This window comes from Rhodococcus sp. D-46 (assembly GCF_011290655.1).
In the GTDB taxonomy this organism is placed as follows: domain Bacteria; phylum Actinomycetota; class Actinomycetes; order Mycobacteriales; family Mycobacteriaceae; genus Rhodococcus_F; species Rhodococcus_F qingshengii.
Window position 1 is genome coordinate 1 of record NZ_JAANTF010000015.1, and the last position, 20,017, is coordinate 20,017.

A 20,017-nucleotide genomic window follows, 5' to 3' on the forward strand; every position below is an offset into this window, starting at 1 on the left:
CCATGAGTGCGATGGCATCCCATTCGCGGATGCCCAACGCCGCCAACGCTTCGGGGTGCAAGCGCACTACCCCGCGGCGTAGGTCGGCGGCAGAGGTGTTGAGTCGAACGGTGAGGGCGAGTTCCGGTGGGTGTGGTGGGGGAGTTGTATGTGGGTGGGGTGCAGGTGGCTCGGGGGTATGAGGGTCGTGTGGATTTGACGGTGGGTCGGTTTGTGGCGGATCCGGTGTCGGGTGTGGTGGGTGCTCGGGTGTATCGGACGGGTGATGTGGTGCGGTGGGGGTGTGGTGGGGTGTTGGAGTTTGTGGGGCGCAAGGATTTTCAGGTGAAGGTGCGGGGGCAGCGGGTGGAGTTGGGTGAGGTGGAGGCGGTGTTGGCTGCTCAGGTGGGGGTGGCTGGTGCGGTGGTGGTGTTGCGGTCGGGTGTGGGTGGGGATTTTTTGGTGGGGTTTGTGGTGGGTGAGGTGGGGGTGGTGGTCGATGAGGTGGTGGTGTTGGAGGGGGTGCGGAGGTCTCTTCCGGGGTTCATGGTGCCGTCGGTGGTGGTGGTGTTGGGGGAGTTTCCGGTGACGGTGCATGGGAAGTTGGACCGTAAAGCCCTCCCGGACACTGATTTTGCGAGCGCTGCATTTCGGACTCCCGCCACTCCTGCCGAAATCGGAATCGCCCGTGCTGTTGCCGACGTTCTCGGTCTCGACCAGGTGGGTGCCGACGACAGTTTCTTCGAACTCGGCGGGGATTCCCTCAGCGCCACTCGAGTCATCGCCCGCATCAACGCCGCATTGCACACCAATATGGGGGTCAATGCACTGTTCGACGCCCCCGTGGTCGCGGACCTGGCGGCCTCGATAGATCCAATCGACTCCGCGCCGGGCGAGCCTGGACCCGCGGAAGCTACTCGTGTGCCCCTCACGAGTAGGGCACGGCCAGAACGTATTCCGCTGTCGTTCGCGCAATCGCGGATGTGGTTCGTCAACCAGTTCGACACGTCGTCTCCGCTCTACAACATCCCCGTCCCACTACAACTGGACGGGTTCCTGGATTCGGGTGCGCTCCAAGCCGCGCTGGGTGATGTGGTGGAACGGCACGAATCCCTTCGAACGATCTTTCCTGCGTCCGCAGACGGGCCCTACCAGGTGATCGCCGAACCCGCGGTCGCTGCTCCTCGAATCCACCCCGTGCCGATTCCCGGCGAGGGGCTTTTCACGGACTTGCACGCGTTCTTCGACATCGGATTCGATGTGTCCGAAGAGTTCCCGCTGCATGTGAGGTTACTCCGAACCGGACCGGAGCAGCATGTACTCGCGATCGTTGTTCACCACATCGCCGCAGACGGCTTCTCGATGGGACCACTGGCACGCGACCTGATGAGTGCATATACCGCGCGCACGCAAGGTCGGAGCCCGGACTGGGCGCCGCTGTCGATTCAGTACGCCGACTACACCCTCTGGCAGCGTGAGATCGTCGACGCAGACGTTGGTCCGGAAACTTCGCCCTCGGCCGAATTCGATTATTGGACAGCGAAGCTGTCGGGTATTCCGGACGTCTTGCCGCTCCCTCTCGATAGACCACGAACCTCGAAACGGTCTGCCGAGGGCGCGGTGGTTTCGATGGACTTCTCGCCCGAGATCCATCGAGCTTTGAACGAACTCGCACACCAGAACGGTTCGTCTCTGTTCATGGTGATGCATGCGGCTCTGGCGGTATTGCTGGCACGGCTCACTACAGCGGACGACGTAGTGATCGGGACTCCGGTCGCAGGTCGCGGTGCATCGGTGTTCGACGATGTGGTCGGGATGTTCGTCAACACGCTCGTCCTTCGCACACCTGTCTCATCCGGAGCAACCTTTGCCGAGGTGTTGGCCGCGGTGCGGTCAACGGATCTCGGTGCTCTGGACCATGCAGACATCCCCTTCGAGAGGTTGGTGGATTACCTCTCGCCCGACCGTTCCACCGAGCATTCACCTCTGTTTCAGGTACTCCTCGAATTCCAGACCGATACGGGACTGCGCTTCGACTTGCCGGAACTGACGGTTCGCTCGCTCGACGTCGATCTCGCGGTTGCGAAATTCGATCTGCAACTGAGTGTGATGGAGCACGTCGACGAGCACGGTGAGCCCGCTGGTATCAGCGCCGGTTTCCGTTATGCAACAGATATTTTCGATCGAATGTCGGTGGCGCGCATCGCGGCGCGCTTCGAAAGAGTGATCGGCGCCGTGACCGAGAACCAGTCGGTGGTCGTCGGTGATATCGACATGATTCTGGCCGGCGAACTCAGCGGGTTGCTGGTTGCGCCCACGCCCTCTGGCGCCGGAACAGACGAGGATTCGTTGTCGGATCTCTTCGATCGCACGGCGCTGACGTCCGGTGATGCCGTGGCGGTGCGCTGCGGCGGATTGTCGGTTACCTACCGCGAACTCGACGAGCGAGCAAACCGCCTCGCTAGACTGTTGGTGGCGCAGGGGGTGGGGCCGGAAACCTTGGTGGCAGTCGCGATGGCCCGCTCGATCGACCTGATGGTGGCATTGCTGGCGGTGGTGAAGGCGGGTGGCGGATACGTACCGGTGGACTCGACTTCTCCGGTAAACCGGGTGGACTTCGTGCTGCGTGACGCCCGGCCGAAGTGTGTGTTGACCACCCGGGCCGACGGCGACTACATACGAGACAGTGACGAAATCGCAGACAGCGAGATTCCAGTGATTGCGGTAGACGACCCGGTGATTCTCGATGCGCTGCACAGGTTTTCTCCGCTTGCGGTGACCGACCGAGATCGGCTGCTACCGCTCCGACCCGAATCGGTGGCCTACGTGATCTACACCTCGGGGTCCACCGGGCGCCCGAAGGGGGTGCAGGTTTCTCACCGCAGCGTAGTGACGTTGCTGGCAAACACCAGAGCGCTCTTCGGCTTCGACAGCGGCGATGTGTGGACGATGTTCCATTCGGAGGCATTCGACTTCTCGGTCTGGGAAATGTGGGGCGCACTCGCACACGGTGGCCGACTGGTACTGGTCGACTACTTCACGGCCCGTTCACCAGAGGCATTCCTCGAATTGCTACGGCACGAACGTGTCACGGTGCTCAATCAAACTCCCACCGCCTTCTATCAATTGGCGGAAGCCGACCGGCTTACCGGGGGTGCGGCCCTGTCATTGCGCTACGTGATCTTCGGCGGAGAAGCGCTCGACTTCGGACAGTTGACGCGCTGGTACGCCCGTCGCGGGACTTCGTCACCAGATCTGGTCAACATGTACGGCATCACGGAGACCACTGTGCACGTCAGCCATTTACCGCTCGATCGTGTGCTGGTGCGTCAACGATCGGCCTCGGTGATTGGTCGGGCGTTACCCGGATTGCGTGTGTATGTGTTGGATCAGCGGTTGCACCCGGTGCCGCCCGGTGTGGTGGGTGAACTGTATGTCTCCGGTGATCAGGTTTCACGCGGATACCTCGGCCGGTTCGGTCTGACGTCCGCGCGGTTCATTCCCGACCTCGCGGTCAGTGGTGCGCGTATGTATCGATCCGGTGACCTGGGGCGCTGGAACGACAGCGGGCAGCTGGAGTACCTCGGACGAAACGATCTGCAGGTGCAGGTGAAGGGGTACCGAATCGAACTCGGCGAGGTGGAGGCTGCACTGCTCTCCGGAGTGGGCGTGTCTCAGTCGGCGGTGGTAGCCCGCAGAGACCGGTTGGTGGGCTACGTGGTGCCGGAGTCCGGTGCCACTATCTCTCCGGCGGCGTTGCTCGAGTATGTCTCACAGAGGTTGGCGCCCCACATGGTCCCCGCTGTCGTGACGGTTCTCGAGGGTTTGCCGCTGACGGTGAACGGAAAGCTCGACCGGAATGCATTGCCTGAACCTGACTTCGGGCGACAGGCAACCGTAAGTCGTGGCCCCGCGTCCGCGACGGAAAACATCCTTGCGAGTCTGTTCGCCGAAGTTCTGGGACTCGAAGAGGTGGGGGTCGACGATTCGTTCTTCACTCTAGGCGGTGACTCGATCATGTCCATCCAGTTGGTGACGCGCGCCAAGTCTGCCGGAGTTCTGATCACACCGCGCGAGGTGTTCGAACGCAAAACTGTTGCGGCGCTGTCCGAGACGGCCGGAACGGCTGGCAACCGGGTCGTCGTCGACGAATTACCTGGCGGCGGCGTCGGTGAGATCGAATTGACGCCGATCGTCGAATGGATGCTTGACCGTGGTGGAGATTTTCGCCGGTACTCCCAATCTGTTCTGCTCTCGGTTCCTGCCACGCTCGACGAGGTCACGCTGACACTGGCCATGCAGGCTGTGCTGGACCACCACGACATCCTCCGCGCAGGCATCCGGGCGACGCATCATCCTGAATCCGCTCGGCGGATGGACGTTGCGCCTGTAGGTACGGTGCGGGCGGAGACCGTCGTACGCCACGTGAGCCTCGGGGGTTCTGCCGCGGAGACGGTCTCGACAGAACTCGACGCAGCTCTGGGGCGGCTCGACCCGGAGGCAGGTGTGATGGTGCAGGCAGTCCTGCTCGACACCGACGGACAGATTCAAAAGGACCGGCAGAGCCGGAAACAGTTGCTAATCGTGGCGCACCACCTCGTGACGGACGGCGTTTCCTGGCGAATCCTGATCCCCGATCTTGCACTTGCCTGTGCGCAGATGCAGACAGGCGTCGACCCGTCACTTGCTCCGGTCGGAACCTCGATGCGTCGATGGGCACATGGCCTCGTCGACGCCGCGCGCGAGCCGGATCGGGTCGCTGAAATCGACTATTGGCGAGAGGTGCTCGAGGGCCCGGATCCGACTCTGGGTGTGCGCGCCCTGACGAAGAGGGACACCGCCTCGGCCACCATTGACATCGAAGTACGAGTTCCCACGGGATTGACCGAGGCCGTGTCGACGACAGTTCCGCAGGCGATTCACGGGAGCGTCGAGGACGGATTGTTGACGGCTTTGGCACTTGCGATGGTCCGCTGGCGCATGGACCGCGGCATCGACAATCCGGAGACATTGATCAGTCTCGAGGGGCACGGACGCGAGGAACAGGTGGTTCCCGGGGCAGATCTCGCTCGCACGGTGGGATGGTTCACGTCGATCTTCCCGGTGCGGATCGATCTGAGCAGAGTGGATCCGAGCGACGCCTTCGCCGGCGGCCCGGCTGCGGGCGTCGCTGCCAAGGCCGTCAAGGAACAACTCCGGGCGGTGCCGGACCGCGGCATCGGCTTCGGGTTGCTGCGCTATCTGAACCGCGAAACGGCACCAACACTTTCGCAACTTCCGGAGCCCCAGATCAGTTTCAACTACCTCGGACGCGTCGGTGGATCCGAGGCCGACGCTACAGCGGGATGGGTACCGATCCGTGACGAGGACCTGCGGACGGTTGCGGCCGTCGATCTTCCACTCGCCAGCGTCCTCGAGGTCAACGTGATGACGGTCGACAGCGATACCGAGGACGGTCCGCAGCTCGTTGCCGGCTGGACGTTCCCACCGGACATTCTGGGTGCGGACGACGTTCAGCAACTGGGGCAGTGGTGGCTCGACGCACTGGCCGGGCTCGCAGAGTTCGCGGCGGGCGGCGGTGGATTCACACCCTCGGACTTCGATCTGGTCGATCTTAGACAGGAGGCGATCGACGACCTCGAAAGTCGGTGTCCCGACCTGAGCGATGTCTGGCCACTCTCTCCACTGCAAGCGGGGTTGTTGTTCCACGCCGAATTGGCCGAACGATCTGTCGACGCATACCTCGTACAAGTGGCTCTCGATCTAGCCGGCGCAGTCGATTCGGAGCGCCTGCGCCGCGCCGCCGACGCGCTGCTCGGCCGGCATGAGAACCTGCGTACCGCCTTCCTTCACAGCGCCGACGGCCGTGCCGTCCAGGTGGTCCGAAGCAACGTGGCAGCGCCGTGTCAGGAAATCGACCTCACTGGTGCACCAGATCAGGAAATTGATCGAGCGCTGGCCGAGGACCGAGCGCGCCCGTTCGACATGGCACGGGCGCCGTTGATCCGATTCACCCTGATCGCTCTCGCCCCCGAAAAGTTCACGCTCGTGCTCACCAATCATCACATCCTTCTGGACGGCTGGTCCATGCCCCTGCTGATCCGGGAATTGGCGACGCTCTATGCCGCCGACGGTCAAGTGGCGGCCTTGCCTCACGCGCGCGCGTATCGCGACTATCTGACCTGGATGAGCCGCCGCGATCAGGAAGCTTCCCGAGCAGTGTGGGCGAGGACGCTGAGCGGAGTCGAAGGACCGACGCTGTTGGCTCCAGCGGTTCGATCGCGTCGACTCTCGACCATGGCGGCCGAGTGGGTGTTCGATCTGGACGAGGAATTCACAACCTCACTTCGCGGGATGGCGCGTGAACTCGGGCTGACGATCAACACGATTGTTCAGGCATCGTGGGGGATCGTCCTTGCTGCACTGACCGGGAGAGACGATGTGGTGTTCGGAGCGACGGTGTCGGGTCGACCTCCCGAGCTGACCGGGATCGAAACCATGGTCGGGCTGTTCATCAACACAATTCCGGTCCGAATCACGCTGCGCCCGAGTGAAAGTATCGGCACACTCCTCGCGCGGATCCAGGCCGAGCAAGCAGAGCTGTCGGATCACCACTGTCTCGGGCTTTCCGAGATCCACGTAGGCGCGGGGCCGGAGATCGGATTCGACACGTTGACTGTCTTCGAATCGTATCCCGTTGACCGTCAGGGGCTTTCGTCCGATGCCGATATTGCGGGGGTCCGGATCACCGATGTCGAAGCCAAGGACGCTGCCCACTACCCGCTCAGCCTCGTAGCATCGGTCGACACCAGGCTCCGCCTGAAATTCGAGTACATACCCGAGGTTTTCGGTGCCGCCGACATCGAAGAGATCGCCGGACGACTGCGGCGCGTACTCGAAGCGTGTACCCAGCCGGATCGCCCCTTGGCTGTGGTGTCGGTGCTCGCAGTCTCCGAACATGCTGAATTGGTGCCAGTCCGTGGCACGGCCGGCGGGTCGTCGCGCGTCTTCCCAGAGATCTTCGACGAGGCAGCCCAGCGTGATCCGAACGCACCGGCCGTGGAATCGGCGGACGGCAGCATGACCTACGGCGAGCTGGACATCCTCTCCAATCGCATTGCTCGCATGCTCGTCTCGCACGGCCTGGGAACCGAGGACTATGTAGCGGTCGGTATCCCACGTTCTCTCGCGTCCGTGGTGTCGATACTTGCCGTCGCCAAGACAGGCGCTGCGTTCGTGCCGATCGATCCCGACTATCCGGACGAGCGGATCAATCACATGCTGATCGATTCGAAGGTCAGCTTCGGATTGACCACCACCGCGGGCCGAGATCGATTGCCCGATATCGCGGAGTGGCTGATTATCGACGATCCGCATTTCACGAAGAAGTGCGAGGGATTCTCGGGGAGCCCGTTGACCGACAACGACCGACTCCGTCCGATCGGGTTGGATTCAGCTGCCTACGTGGTCTACACCTCGGGGTCGACCGGCGTGCCCAAGGGCGTCGTGGTCACGCAGCGAGGGCTCGGCAACTTCGCCCGAGACCAGCTCGAACGCTACGGCGCAACTCCACAATCACGCACGCTGCACTTCTCCACTCCGAGTTTCGACGGGTCGCTCTTCGAATATCTGCAGGCTTTCGGAGCCGGGGCGACGATGGTTATCGCTCCACCCGGGATCTACGGGGGCGAGGACCTGGCGCAACTTCTGGCAGAGCACGCCGTCACGCACGCGTTCGTCACCACGGCGGCATTGGCATCGGTGGACCCGGCTGGGCTGGAACAACTTTCGGAAGTCGTATTCGGGGGCGAGGCGTGCCCGCCCGACCTCGTCGCTCGCTGGGCACCTGGCCGCCGCCTGTACAACGCGTACGGACCGACCGAAGCAACGATCATGTCCAACGTCAGCCCGCCGATGACCGCCGGAGAACCAATCACCATCGGTGGACCCGTCACGGGCGTCAGCGAACTGGTGCTCGACACTCGACTTCAAGCGGTTCCCGTCGGGGTCCCCGGCGAGCTGTACCTGGCCGGACCAGGCGTGGCACGGGGATATCACCGAAGGGCGGGGTTGACGGCGGAACGCTTTGTTGCCAACCCGGCTGACCCAGGAACGCGGATGTACCGCACCGGCGACATCGTGCGATGGACGGCGGACATGTGTGTCGAGTACGTCGGGCGAAGCGACTTCCAGGTCAAGGTTCGAGGCTTCCGTGTCGAACTCGGTGAGATCGACAGTGTGCTCATGTCGGAGCCCAACGTCGGTTTTGCCGTTACGGTTGCCGATTCCGCCCCCACCGGAGACACCCGACTCGTGTCGTACGTCGTGCCCACGGCGGGTCGACTGGACACCAGGATCCTGAGTCGCGCCGTGGCCCGGCGCTTGCCTTCGCACATGGTGCCTGCCGTTCTCACGGTGCTGGAGAATATTCCGTTGACCGCTGTCGGAAAAGTCGACCGTTCGGCGTTGCCAAGACCCGAAATCGAGACGACCACAGGGGATTTCCGTCCCCCGGTCGGCCCGGTCGAACAGGCAGTGTCGGACGTGTTCGGCGAGGTGCTCGGCCTCGAACGAGTCGGTACCGACATCAGTTTCTTCGAGCTCGGTGGAAATTCTCTGAGCGCCACTTCGGTCGCGGCGAGGCTACGGGCGGTGCTCGGAGCTACCGTAGGCGTGCGGGATCTGTTCGAGACGCCGACGGTGGCCGAGTTGGCTACGGTGATCGGCCAGTCGGTTGCCGAAGGGGCGGAGCGACTGGGACCGCGCCCCCGACCCGACAACATCCCCTTGTCGTTTGCTCAGCAGCGGATGTGGTTCGTCAATCAACTCGACACCAGTTCTCCTGCATACAACATTCCGCTCGTGGTGCGGTTGAGCGGTGAACTCGACAAACCGGCCTTGAGATCAGCGATGTCCGATGTCATCGCCCGCCACGAATCGCTGCGAACGATGTTCCCGGTCCACGGTGACGGACCGGTCCAGCACATCCTGCCCACCGAGAGCGCCGAGCTGCCGCAACTGACCGAGACATCGGTGACCGACGAACATCATCTCCGTGACGAGCTTGCCCGGATGGTCTCGGCCGGTTTCGACGTCGCCGCACGAATTCCCCTGCGGGCAGCGTTGTTCACCATCGATGAGCGCGAACACGTGCTTGCCGTAGTGGTGCACCACATCTCGGCTGACGGCTTCTCGATGTCTCCGTTGACCCGAGACGTGATGATTGCATACGAGGCCCACGCGTACGGCGGGGATCCCCAGTGGACGCCGCTTCCAGTCCAGTACGCCGACTTTGCGCTCTGGCAACGGGAGATTCTGGGCTCAGTCGACGACCCCGGGTCGGTGATCAGTGAGCAGTTGGCTTACTGGCGACGTGCATTGTCAGGTGCTCCCGACCTCTTGGAACTTCCGCTCGATCGAGACCGGCCGACGCAACAGAGTTTTCACGGCTCGCGGATTCACTTCTCGATCAGCAGTGATCTTCACCGCCGTATTCTGAACGTGTCGCGGCAGCACGAGTCCACTGCATTCATGACTGTGCATGCAGCGCTCGCGCTCTTGCTGGCACGTTTGGGCAGCACCGACGACATCGTGATCGGCACGCCGATCGCCGGCCGGGGAGATCGTCCCCTCGATGATCTGGTCGGCATGTTCGTCGGCACGCTCGCACTGCGCACACAGGTGGATCCGGCTCGATCGTTCCGCGAGTTGGTTGAGCATTGCCGCGAAGTCGACCTCGCCGCGTTCGCTCATTCCGACGTGCCCTTCGAGCGGGTAGTGGACGCGGTCGGGCCGAAACGGTCGAGCGCTTATGCACCGATTTCCTCGGTGTCGCTGGAATTCCAGAACAACAAACGACCGATTCTGAAGCTACCGGGACTGGAAGTCCGCGGGATCGACCCTGAACTCGAGGTAGTGAAGGTAGACCTGGAATTCCTTCTGGCCGAGGAGTACGACGATCGCGGTGAACCGGGAGGGATGAGCGGAGCCGTCGACTTTGCCACTGATCTCTTCGACCCCGGTACGGTCGGCGGTTTTGCCGACATGTTCGTTCGTGTGCTCGAGGCCGTGACCCGGAATCCGCAGGTACCGATCGGTGGCATCGACCTACTCGGCGATCTCGAACGTCGCGAGTTGACGCCGGCGCATGGGCTCCCCGAAGTACCTCCGAAATTGTGGCCTGAGTTGTTGGCGGACGCCGTGGCGATCGATCCTGACTCGGTGGCCCTGTCGCTCGAGAACCGGCAGCTCAGTTATCGCGACCTGGACGAGTGGTCGAATCGTGTTGCCCGGGAGTTGTGCGGTCGCGGTGTGGGCCCGGAGACCTTCGTGGCACTGGGAATGCCTCGCTCGATCGAATCGGTGGTGGCGATCTGGTCGGTGACCAAAGCCGGAGCGGCTTTTGTGCCTGTCGATCCGGCCTATCCGCGCGAGCGCGTCGAATACATGCTCGCCGATTGCCGAGCCTCGCTCGGTTTGACTGTTCAGACCAGCCGAACTCACCTACCCGACGTTGTTCCCTGGCTGGAACTCGACGACCCACACTTCGCCCGGCGGGTAGCCGCGCTGTCGCCGGAACCGATCACCGATGACGATCGAACCGGTGAACTGAACCTCGATCATCCGGCCTACCTGATCTACACCTCGGGATCTACCGGGAAACCCAAGGGAGTGAACATTACTCATCGAGGTTTGGCGAGCTTCACGGCCGAAACTCGTGAGAGGTTCGAGGTCACTCACGACTCTCATGTCTCTCAGTTGGCATCGCCGAGTTTCGACGCTTCCATCTTCGAGTTGACGATGGCATTCAGCGCCTCGGCGCAAGTCGTGATCGTTCCGCCTGCTGTGTACGGTGGCGCCGAATTGGCCGATGTTTTCCGGCGCGAGCAGGTCACTCATGCCACCATTACACCGACCGCGCTGGCGGCGTTGGGTGACAACGGTTTCGAGGCGCTCCGTGTTCTCGATCTGGTGGGCGAGGCCTGCCCGCCGGAGGTCGTCGCGCAATGGGCGCCGGGTCGGAGGCTGCACAACGGCTACGGCCCGACTGAAACCACCGTGCAGGCGAGCGTCAGCGATTCGATGAAACCCGGTGCGGGAGTGAATATCGGCTCGCCGGCAGTGGGCTTCGGCTTCCTGGTGCTGGACGAGCGTTTGCAGCCCGTCCCGGTGGGCGTGCCGGGGGAGTTGTACATCATCGGTCCAGGTATGGCACGTGGGTACCATAATCGGGCGTCGCTCACGTCGGAACGATTTGTCGCGTGCTCGTACGGGTCGCCGGGGCGCCGGATGTACCGCACCGGAGATGTCGTGCGTTGGCGTGAATCCGGCGGTGACAGTGCCAAAATCGTTGGCTCCGGCGATGGAGTGCAACACACGCTCGAATACATCGGGCGCAGCGACTTTCAGGTCAAGGTCCGTGGTTTTCGGATCGAACTCGGGGAAATCGATGCAGTTCTCTCACGCCATCCGTCGGTGGACTTCGCCGCGACTGTCGGCCACACGGGACCGTCGGGTGAAACGGTCCTGGTGTCGTACGTGCGTGCGTCAGCTGCCGACGCCACCGGCACCGACGAGATACGGGCGTACGCAGCCGACCGACTACCCTCGCACATGGTTCCGTCGGCAGTGGTGCTTCTCGATCGGATTCCGATGACACCGGTGGGCAAGCTCGACCGAAAGGCCTTACCGGAACCCGAATTCGGTTCGGCTGCAGCCGAGTTCCGCGAGCCGGTCACCGACACCGAGCGCGCCGTGGTCGACTCGTTCGTCGAGGTTCTGGGTGTCGACCGGGTGAGCACTACCGACAGCTTCTTCGACCTGGGCGGGTCCTCCCTGGTGGCCACCCGAATCGTCAGCGCACTGCACTCTCGTTTCCGACGGAGAATCCCGCTTCAGTGGATGTTCCTCGACCCGACACCCGCTGGAATCGCTCGACGCCTCGACATGCCGACAGCCGACGCCGGTATGGAAGAGCTTCTCGCCGTGGTTGTTCCACTGCGGACGAAAGGGACTGGGCGACCGCTGTTCTGTGTGCACCCCGGTATCGGCCTGTCCTGGGGGTATGCCGGCTTGGTGCGGTATCTGCCCGAGGACAGACCCGTGTACGGACTTCAGCTCCCCGCTCTCAGCGAGGACGGTGACTATCAGTCGATCGAACAGTTAGCCCATCGCTACGTCGAAGAGGTGGAGGCCGTTTCGCCGGACGGGCCGTACGACTTACTCGGGTGGTCCCTTGGCGGAGTCATCGCGCACGCCATGGCCGTCGAACTGCAATCGTCCGGCCGCGACGTCGCCACACTGGCGATGATGGACAGCTACCCCGACAACGGCGATGCCCCTGCGTCAGCCGAACTCGACGTCCGAGATCTACTGCGAGGACTCGGCCTCGAGATCGAGACCGACCGAGATCTGACCTTCGACGAGGCGGCGGCCGTGTTGGCCCGGAGGCTCGGGCCCGAGACGGGAGTCGACGGTCGGGACCTCGAACGGATTGCCCGAGGGTACGAGACTTCGCAGAGAATCACGCACCAGTTCGTTCCCCAGGTCTACGAAGGAGATCTGCTGATCTTCCTGGCATCCGGAGACGACGACACGATTCCGCGCGACAGGTCGCCGCAGGAATGGAGCCCACTCGTGACGGGCCGGATCGTGGAGGTGCCCGTGCGCTGCGAACACAACGAGATGATCGAACCTCCGGCCATGGCGGTCATCGGACCGGTGCTCGCCCGGGTGCTCTCGATGTTTTCCGGATACTCCGAACGGGCATGACAACTTCAAGCCACCAAGCCGCACGCCCGCGAAGCGAGCGCCACCGAGCTGTTGCCGGGCACCGCAATCGAGCACGAGGAGCGGCAATGAGAAGAATCGGACGTACTCGGGCAATGCTTGTCGTCGCCCTCGTCGCGTGGACGGGACTGTTCGGCGAAGCAGCGTTGGCCTCGGCTGACCCGGCCCCGACATCCCCTTCAGGCGGTTCAGCTCTCGATCACGTCGAGGAGATCAACGCCCGTCAGCTGACTATGTACGTCTACTCGGCTGCGATGGACAAGGTGATTCCGCTCGAGGTGATTCGGCCGGCAGACACAAGTGCGCCCCGGCCGACCCTCTATCTACTCAATGGCGCCGGCGGAGGCGAGGACACGGCGACGTGGCAGACACGGACAGACGTCGTCGACTTCTTCGGCGACAAGAACGTCAACGTCGTCAACCCGATCGGCGGTGCCTACAGCTACTACACCGACTGGGAGAAGCCCGATCCTGTTCTCGGACTGAACAAGTGGACCACATTTCTCACCCAGGAGTTGCCACCGATCGTCGATGCCACGCTCGGGACTACGGGTACGAATGCCGTTGCCGGATTGTCGATGGCAGGTACCTCGGTTCTGAGCCTGGCCGAGGCGGCGCCATCCGTTTACCGTGCCGTCGGTGCTTTCAGCGGGTGTGCCGAGACGAGTACTCAACCCGGTCAGGACTACGTGAGATTCGTGGTCGGATTCCGCGGCGGCAACGTGGACAACATGTGGGGTCCTCCCGGCGGTCCGGGCTGGGTAGCCAACGATCCTGTGGTCAACGCCGAGAGATTGCGGGGGGTCGACCTCTACATCAGCAATGGATCGGGCCTGCCCGGCCCACACGAGAATCTGGGCGGACCGATGGTCAACGGCGACCTCGGCGTTCTGGCGAACCAGGTGATCGTGGGTGGAGTCATCGAGGCCGGGACGAACCAGTGCACCCAGCGTTTGGCCGAGCGGCTCGACTCCTTGGGCATCCCGGCCACCTATGATTTCCGGGCAACTGGCACTCACTCTTGGGGTTACTGGCAGGACGATCTTCACAACTCGTGGTCGATGATTGCCGCGTCGATCGGTGCGCGTTAGCCGGCGAACCCTGGGGTCGGTGGCTGAGTTGTTTCTCACTCCGGGACACTCTTGCCGAACCTAGCCGACCGAACTGCAGGTCAGCGGCGTTATAGTCGCCTCATGAGTTCAGAAACACTCGCTCCCCTCGACACCGACGTACTTGCGCGCAGGTTTGCGTGCCTGGGTGATCCGACGCGGCTGCGAGTGCTCCGACTTGCTGCCGGCGGTCCGATCGACGTCGACACGATTGCACACGCCGCATCACTCGAGCCGTCGGCGTTGAGTGCCCACCTCGAGGCCTTGATCGAGGTCGGTTTTGTCGAGGCTTCGGTGCGTGAAGGCACTTCGGTTGTCAGTGTTGCCGGAACGGCATACTCCGATCTGATGGCAGCGGCCGCCGTCGTGGCTGCTCGTGGTCCGGTCGAAGACACACTGGGAGTTCTTCCCGATGACGTGGTGGTGCGCCGCATGGAATCCGGCGACTGGGATGCCGTCCGCTCGATCTACCGCGAAGGAATCGACACCGGAACCGCGACGTTCACCACCTCGGTGCCATCCGCCGAGAAGCTCGACGCGCAATGGTTACCCGATCATCGATGGGTGGCCGAGATCGACGGCCGCGTCGAAGGCTGGGCGAGCCTCAGCCCGGTGTCCTCGCGTGATTGCTACCGCGGGGTCGCCGAGAACTCCATCTACATCGGTAGCGGCGCTCGCGGGCGCGGCGTGGGCAAGCTGCTGCTTCGCCGACAGGTGCAAGCCGCCGACGCCAGTGAGATCTGGACAGTGCAGTCGTCGATTTTCCCGGAGAACCGGGCAAGCGTCGCCTTGCACCAGGCCGTCGGATTCCGAGTCGTCGGCACTCGGTCGCGTATCGCTCAACTGGGTGGGCGGTGGCGTGACACGTTGTTCCTCGAACGTCGCAGCGAGGACGCTGACATCTGAGAAGAGACGCTCAGCCCTTGGCAGCGCTGATTCCCGCGCGTCGCCCGTAGAAGCTGCCGTCTCCGAGGGACGTTCCGGAGGCATACCCTCCAGCGCAGACACCGGCGGTGCATCGTCCAGCGGCAAACAGACCCGGGATCGGTTCGCCGGAGACGTGCATGACCTCCGAGTTGATCGACGTGCGCAGACCGCCGAGCGTGAAACCGGCGGTGAAATTGCGAAGATCGAGCGCAGCGACGGGTGAGCCGATCGGCTTGACCCACTCCTTCTTCTTACCGAGTACCGGGTCTTCACCACGGGCGGCGTGGCGGTTGTAGACCTCCACGGTCGATTGAAGGGCGCCTTCCGGCAGGCCCATGTCGGATTCGAGTTCCTCGACGGTCTCTGCCACCCACTTGGGCTGGTATCTGAAGAACGGGGTGGAACTGTCGGCGGCGCAGCCCTCTTCGTAGGAAGCTTCGTCGATGATCAGGTAGGCCTGATTCTCGTTGCGCAGCAGCGTCTCCTGGCCGATTCTTCCCGGGTACGTGTCCTCGTTGACGTAGCGCTGGCCGCGTCCGTTGACGAGAATGCCGCGGATCATCAACTGGGGGTCGCCGAAGAATGCGACCTCGGTGGCGTCCATGTGCGCGAGGTCGGCCCCGAGAGCCTGCGCCATCTGGATGGACTTTCCGTCGTGCTCTTCGATAGCCGCACCGGGGCGCCCGATCAGCCGTGGGGCGTACGACTGGATCATCGCTTCGTTGTAGGCGAAGCTTCCCGTCGCCAGAACGACACCCGTGCGTGCTCGAACTGCCACTTCCTTGCCGTACTGCTTGGCGATGATGCCGACCACTCGATCTCCGTCGACGACCAGGCGCTGGACTCGCATGTCGTATTCTGCTCGTACGCCGAGGCTTTCGGCTGTCTCGATCAGTGGCTTCATCAACATGAAACCACCGCCCTTCTCCCCGGTGCGCTTGCCGCTCATCTGTGGAACGTGCCCGCGAGGGGCCGGTGTCGCGATCGTGTTGAACGGTGCCGAGTTCTCGCCGCCGGAATACATGAGTCCGTCGTCGAAGGGTGTTTCCCAGCCGGGTTGGCCGTAGAAACTCTCCTTGAACGGCACACCGTTGTCGACGAGCCAGTTGTAGTGGTCGACGCTGCCTTCGCAGTAGTCGGTGATCTTCTCCTCGTCGGCGCCGGGACCGAGTGCGGCCATCATGAACGATTTCATGTTGGCGGGGGAGTCCTCGAACCCGAGTGCCTGCTGCAGCGGGGTCCCGCCGCCCAGATAGATGAATCCGCCTGCCAGCGCCGCAGCGCCGCCCCAGCCGCTCGTGCGCTCGAGCACCAACACGTCGGCGCCCGCTCGCGCGGCCTCGATCGAAGCACTCACTCCGGCAATGCCGTAGCCGGCGACGACGACGTCAGCCTCGAAGTGCCACTGCTCGATGTTTGCGGAGGACTGCGGACGGATTGAGCTGGCCTCGGCCATGGATTCGGATCCTTCGTTCTTCTGGTCGGTTGGTGGGGGAATCGGTGGGTGTGATGGATGCCCTGATGGCAGTATCTCGACCGAAAGTCAGTCGGTGTCCGTTTTCGCGGAATCGGCCGCGGCCTTCTCCTTGGCGCGCGCGGCTTTACGTCTGTCGGCCTTCACGGCGATCAGCGCATTGTTGAGCCCGGTGGCCAGCGGCCAGCCGACGTAGTGGCACAGGAAGATTGCGGCCTCTTCGAACTGCTGCTCGGTCAACTCCTCGTTGTGGAGAGCAGCGTTGATCTGGATCTTCGCCACATCGTTCTGCCCCTGGGCGGTGATGGCACCGATCAGGAGTAGTCGTCGATCACGTACCGACAGTCCCGGTCGCGTCCAGATGTCGGCAAAGAGGTGGTCGGCGGTGACCGCGAAGAAGTCGCCGGGAACGTCGGCGGGAAGCTCCCAGCCGTACACCTCGTTCATCTTCGCGACGCCACGAGCACGGGCCTCGGAGATGCGGCTTTCGTCGGTTCCACCGGCATCGGTCATGTGAGTGGTGTCGGTCATGCGTGCTCCCGAGTAGTAGATGCCGTCGAAGGTTCGGCCGGCCTGTCTTCGCTGTCATTCCCGACGCCCAGACCGGCACCGAGTCCGGCGAGCGCAAGGTGCGCGAGCGGCAGGTCGAGATTCAGCCGATCACCGAGGTCGATGGCCAAGGCCAAGTCCTTCTCCCCGAGATTGCGCACATGCCGCAGTATCGAGAACCACGGGTCGTCCTCCGAGACCGGTGCGGTGGTGTCGCGGAGCATGATCGCGCCCGCGCCACCGGTGATCGCATCGGTGTGCCTGACGACCTTTCCGAGCGTGCGGAGATCGAGTCCTGCTGCTTCGGCGAGTCGCGCGGCCTCGGTCGTGGCGGTGAACGAGACGAAGTGAAGAAGGTTGCGTGCGAGCTTCATTCGCGTTCCCGCGCCGACGTCACCGGCGTGAACCACCAGCTCGGCCCAGGATCCGAAGGGCTCGCGGACGGCTTCGAACGCCTCGTCGGAGCCGCCGATCATCACTGCCAGCCTGCCCTGCGCTGCGCCGCCGGCACCGCCACTGATCGGCGCGTCGACCAGCAGAACACCACGCTGTTGACAGATGTCAGCGAGTTCCACCGCCGTGGTGTCCGAGATAGTGGAGTGAATCGCGACGACAGTGCCTGGCTGTGCGGTCGACAGAATCCCGTGCGGCCCGCACACAACCTCGCGTACCTGCGCGTCGTCGAGCACCGTGACGGAGATGATGCTCGCCTGCGCTGCAACGTCGGCGGGCTTCGATGCTGCGCTCGCGCCCGCAGTGGTGAACGGTTCGAGCGCTTCTGCGCGGGCATCACACACCACCAGTCCGCCCGGCCAGTCCAGGAGGCGCTGCGCCATCGGCGCGCCCATGTTGCCTAGGCCGATGTATCCCAGTCTGGTTTTCGAAGCGCTGGCTTTCGGCGCCGATTGCGTCATGACCGGTACACCTGGCCTCCGTCGACGTTGAAGATCTGCCCGGTCACCCAGCCTGCGTCGTCGGAGAGAAGGAACAGGCACATGCCGACGAGATCCTCCGGCGTTCCCATGCGCTGCAACGGGATTCGCTTCACCATGTCCTTGACGATGTTGCCGGGGGTGACGGTTCGAGTCGCCTCCGTGTCGATGGGACCGGGAGCGATGGCGTTGATCCGGATGTTCGACCAGCCGAGTTCGGTCGCGAGTTGTTGTGTCAGGCTGTTGACACCGGCTTTCGCGAGTCCGTAGTAGTTCGAGTACAGCCAGGCTGCTGTGGAGGACTGGTTGACGATCGAACCGCCCTTCGCTCGCATATGAGGTACGACCGCCCGGCACACGTGCAGTGCGCCGTCCATGTTGACGCTCATGAACTTTCGGTAGTAGTCCCAGTCCACCGTCAACAGGGAATCGATCTTCATTCCGCCGTAGATGGCAGCGTTGTTCACCAGATGCTCGATGCTGCCGAACTGCTCGATCGTGAAGTCGGCAAGTGCCGCAGTCGACTCCCCGTCGGCGACGTCGACGTCCTTGAACACGGCACTTCCACCGTCTGCCGTGATCTGCTTGGCGACAGCTTCACCGAGTTCGCGATTGAGGTCCGCCACGACCACGTTGGCCCCCTCCGCGGCCAGAGCGCGGGCATACGCCTCTCCGATACCCTGCGCTGCTCCGGTGACTATCGCGGTGCGACCGTCGAAACGTCCCATGTCGACCTACTTTCGTGGTGATGATCCTGTGGTGAGGGTGTGGAATGTCAGGAAGGTGAAGCGACGAGCTTGGTTTCGAGGTATTCCTCGAAACCCGCGAGGCCCATTTCGCGGCCGATCCCGGATTGTTTGTAGCCGCCGAACGGTGCGTCGGCCGAATACCAGACGCCGCCGTTGACGCTCAGCGTTCCGGTTCTGACACCGGCAACGACGTGCGCGACGCGATCGGGATCGGTGCCCCACACCGACCCGGACAGGCCGTAGGGGGAATCGTTGGCAATCCGGATAGCGTCGTCGTCGTTGTCGTACGGAAGGATCACGAGGACGGGCCCGAAAATCTCCTCCTGCGCTACGCGAGACGAGTTGTCCAGCCCGGCAATGAGAGTGGGTTCGACGAAGAAACCCCTCTCGCGATCGTCGGGACGGCCCCCACCCGTCACGATCGTGCCGCCCTCTTCGACCGCGAGGGTGAGGTAGCTCTCCACCCTGGCGCGCTGGCGCGCCGAGATGACCGGGCCACACACCGTTCCGCGCGCGCTGGGGTCGCCGGCTCGGATACCCGCCATCGCGGCAGATGCCGCGGCCAGAGCATCGTCGTACCGAGCGCGCGGCACCAGAAGTCTGGTACTGAGCGCGCATCCCTGACCGGCATGAACGCAGACGGAGAACGCGGCAACCGAGCATGCACCTTTGATGTCCGCATCGTCGAGGACGATGAATGCGGACTTACCCCCGAGTTCGAGGAAGACCTTCTTGAGAGTTTGCGCGGCCGTGGCCATCACTGTGCGTCCGGTGGCGGTGGAACCGGTGAAGGACACGAGATCGACGCGCGGATCGCTGCACAGCTGCGCGCCTAGGGAGTGATCCGTCGACGTCACGACGTTGACTACGCCGGCCGGGATCTCGGTTTCTTCTGCAATCACCTTGGCGACCAGCGCGGCGCACCAAGGCGTGTCCGGCGCGGGTTTGAGAACGATGGTGTTGCCGGCTGCGAGGGCGGGACCGAGCTTGGCGAAATTGATCTGGTGCGGAAAGTTCCACGGTGTGATTGCGCCGACGACGCCGACGGCTTCCTTGAGCAGTCGGCGATGGGTCGGAATCCCCATGGGTGACGCGTGCCCGAGATCTTGTTCCCACGAATAGGTTTCGATCAGATCGGCCCAGTAGCGAAGATCTTCGATCGGGCCTTCGAGTTGCGGACCGCTCGTCAGCATGACCGGTGCGCCGACCTCGGCGACGGTGATCTCACGCAACTCCTCGATGTGGGACTGGAGTGCATCGCACAGTTGGCGCAGGCAGCGAGCGCGAAACCCGTGATCGCGTGCCCATTCGGTGTCGTCGAACGCACGGCGCGCAGCGGCGATGGCCGCGTCCATGTCCGCGGCGGTGCCTTCGGCCGCACGGCCGATCAGTTCCTCGGTCGCCGGGTTGAAAACTTCGAAGGTCCCGCCGGATCCGGGAACCAGTTTTCCGTCGACGAGAAGTGCAGAACTGTCTGCGGGTCGAAGCGTCATAGCGCAAACCCTCTCT

Annotated in this window: 7 protein-coding genes and 1 pseudogene; 3 read left to right on the forward strand and 5 right to left on the reverse strand. The window is 63.4% G+C overall.

What is annotated here, in order from left to right; translation table 11 throughout:
* Positions 1-120: 120 nt before the first annotated feature.
* The 3 genes and pseudogenes from G9U53_RS30780 to G9U53_RS30790 all read left to right on the forward strand — a co-directional run.
* Positions 121-12,750: pseudogene (locus G9U53_RS30780) on the forward strand (amino acid adenylation domain-containing protein); the annotation flags it as partial.
* An 86-nt stretch (positions 12,751-12,836) separates the two neighbouring features.
* Entirely contained in the window at positions 12,837-13,859 is a 1,023-nt protein-coding gene (locus G9U53_RS30785) for an alpha/beta hydrolase family protein (RefSeq protein ID WP_003944025.1), read from the forward strand.
* Between the two features lie 102 nt (positions 13,860-13,961).
* Positions 13,962-14,783: a GNAT family N-acetyltransferase gene (locus G9U53_RS30790; RefSeq protein ID WP_003944042.1), complete on the forward strand. Its 822-nt coding sequence runs from the start codon at positions 13,962-13,964 to the stop codon at positions 14,781-14,783.
* Positions 14,784-14,793: 10 nt separating this feature from the next.
* On the opposite strand, the gene G9U53_RS30795 is transcribed toward G9U53_RS30790, so the two are convergent.
* From G9U53_RS30795 to G9U53_RS30815, 5 genes are all read right to left on the reverse strand, one after another.
* Positions 14,794-16,260: an FAD-dependent oxidoreductase gene (locus G9U53_RS30795; protein ID WP_165639857.1), complete on the reverse strand. Its 1,467-nt coding sequence runs from the start codon at positions 16,258-16,260 to the stop codon at positions 14,794-14,796.
* An 87-nt stretch (positions 16,261-16,347) separates the two neighbouring features.
* On the reverse strand, positions 16,348-16,791 hold the full coding sequence (locus G9U53_RS30800; RefSeq protein ID WP_042450544.1) for a carboxymuconolactone decarboxylase family protein: 444 nt from the start codon (positions 16,789-16,791) through the stop codon (positions 16,348-16,350).
* Between the two features lie 14 nt (positions 16,792-16,805).
* Positions 16,806-17,741: an NAD(P)-dependent oxidoreductase gene (locus tag G9U53_RS30805; RefSeq protein WP_064112562.1), complete on the reverse strand. Its 936-nt coding sequence runs from the start codon at positions 17,739-17,741 to the stop codon at positions 16,806-16,808.
* Positions 17,738-18,487 carry an SDR family oxidoreductase gene (locus G9U53_RS30810; protein WP_007728639.1) on the reverse strand — a complete coding sequence of 250 codons (750 nt, stop codon included), beginning with the start codon at positions 18,485-18,487 and terminating at the stop codon, positions 17,738-17,740. The genes G9U53_RS30805 and G9U53_RS30810 overlap by 4 nt, the downstream gene beginning before the upstream one ends.
* A 47-nt stretch (positions 18,488-18,534) precedes the next feature.
* Positions 18,535-20,001, reverse strand: coding sequence for an aldehyde dehydrogenase (locus tag G9U53_RS30815; protein WP_007728641.1), 1,467 nt, complete (start codon positions 19,999-20,001; stop codon positions 18,535-18,537).
* Between the last annotated feature and the right edge of the window lie 16 nt (positions 20,002-20,017).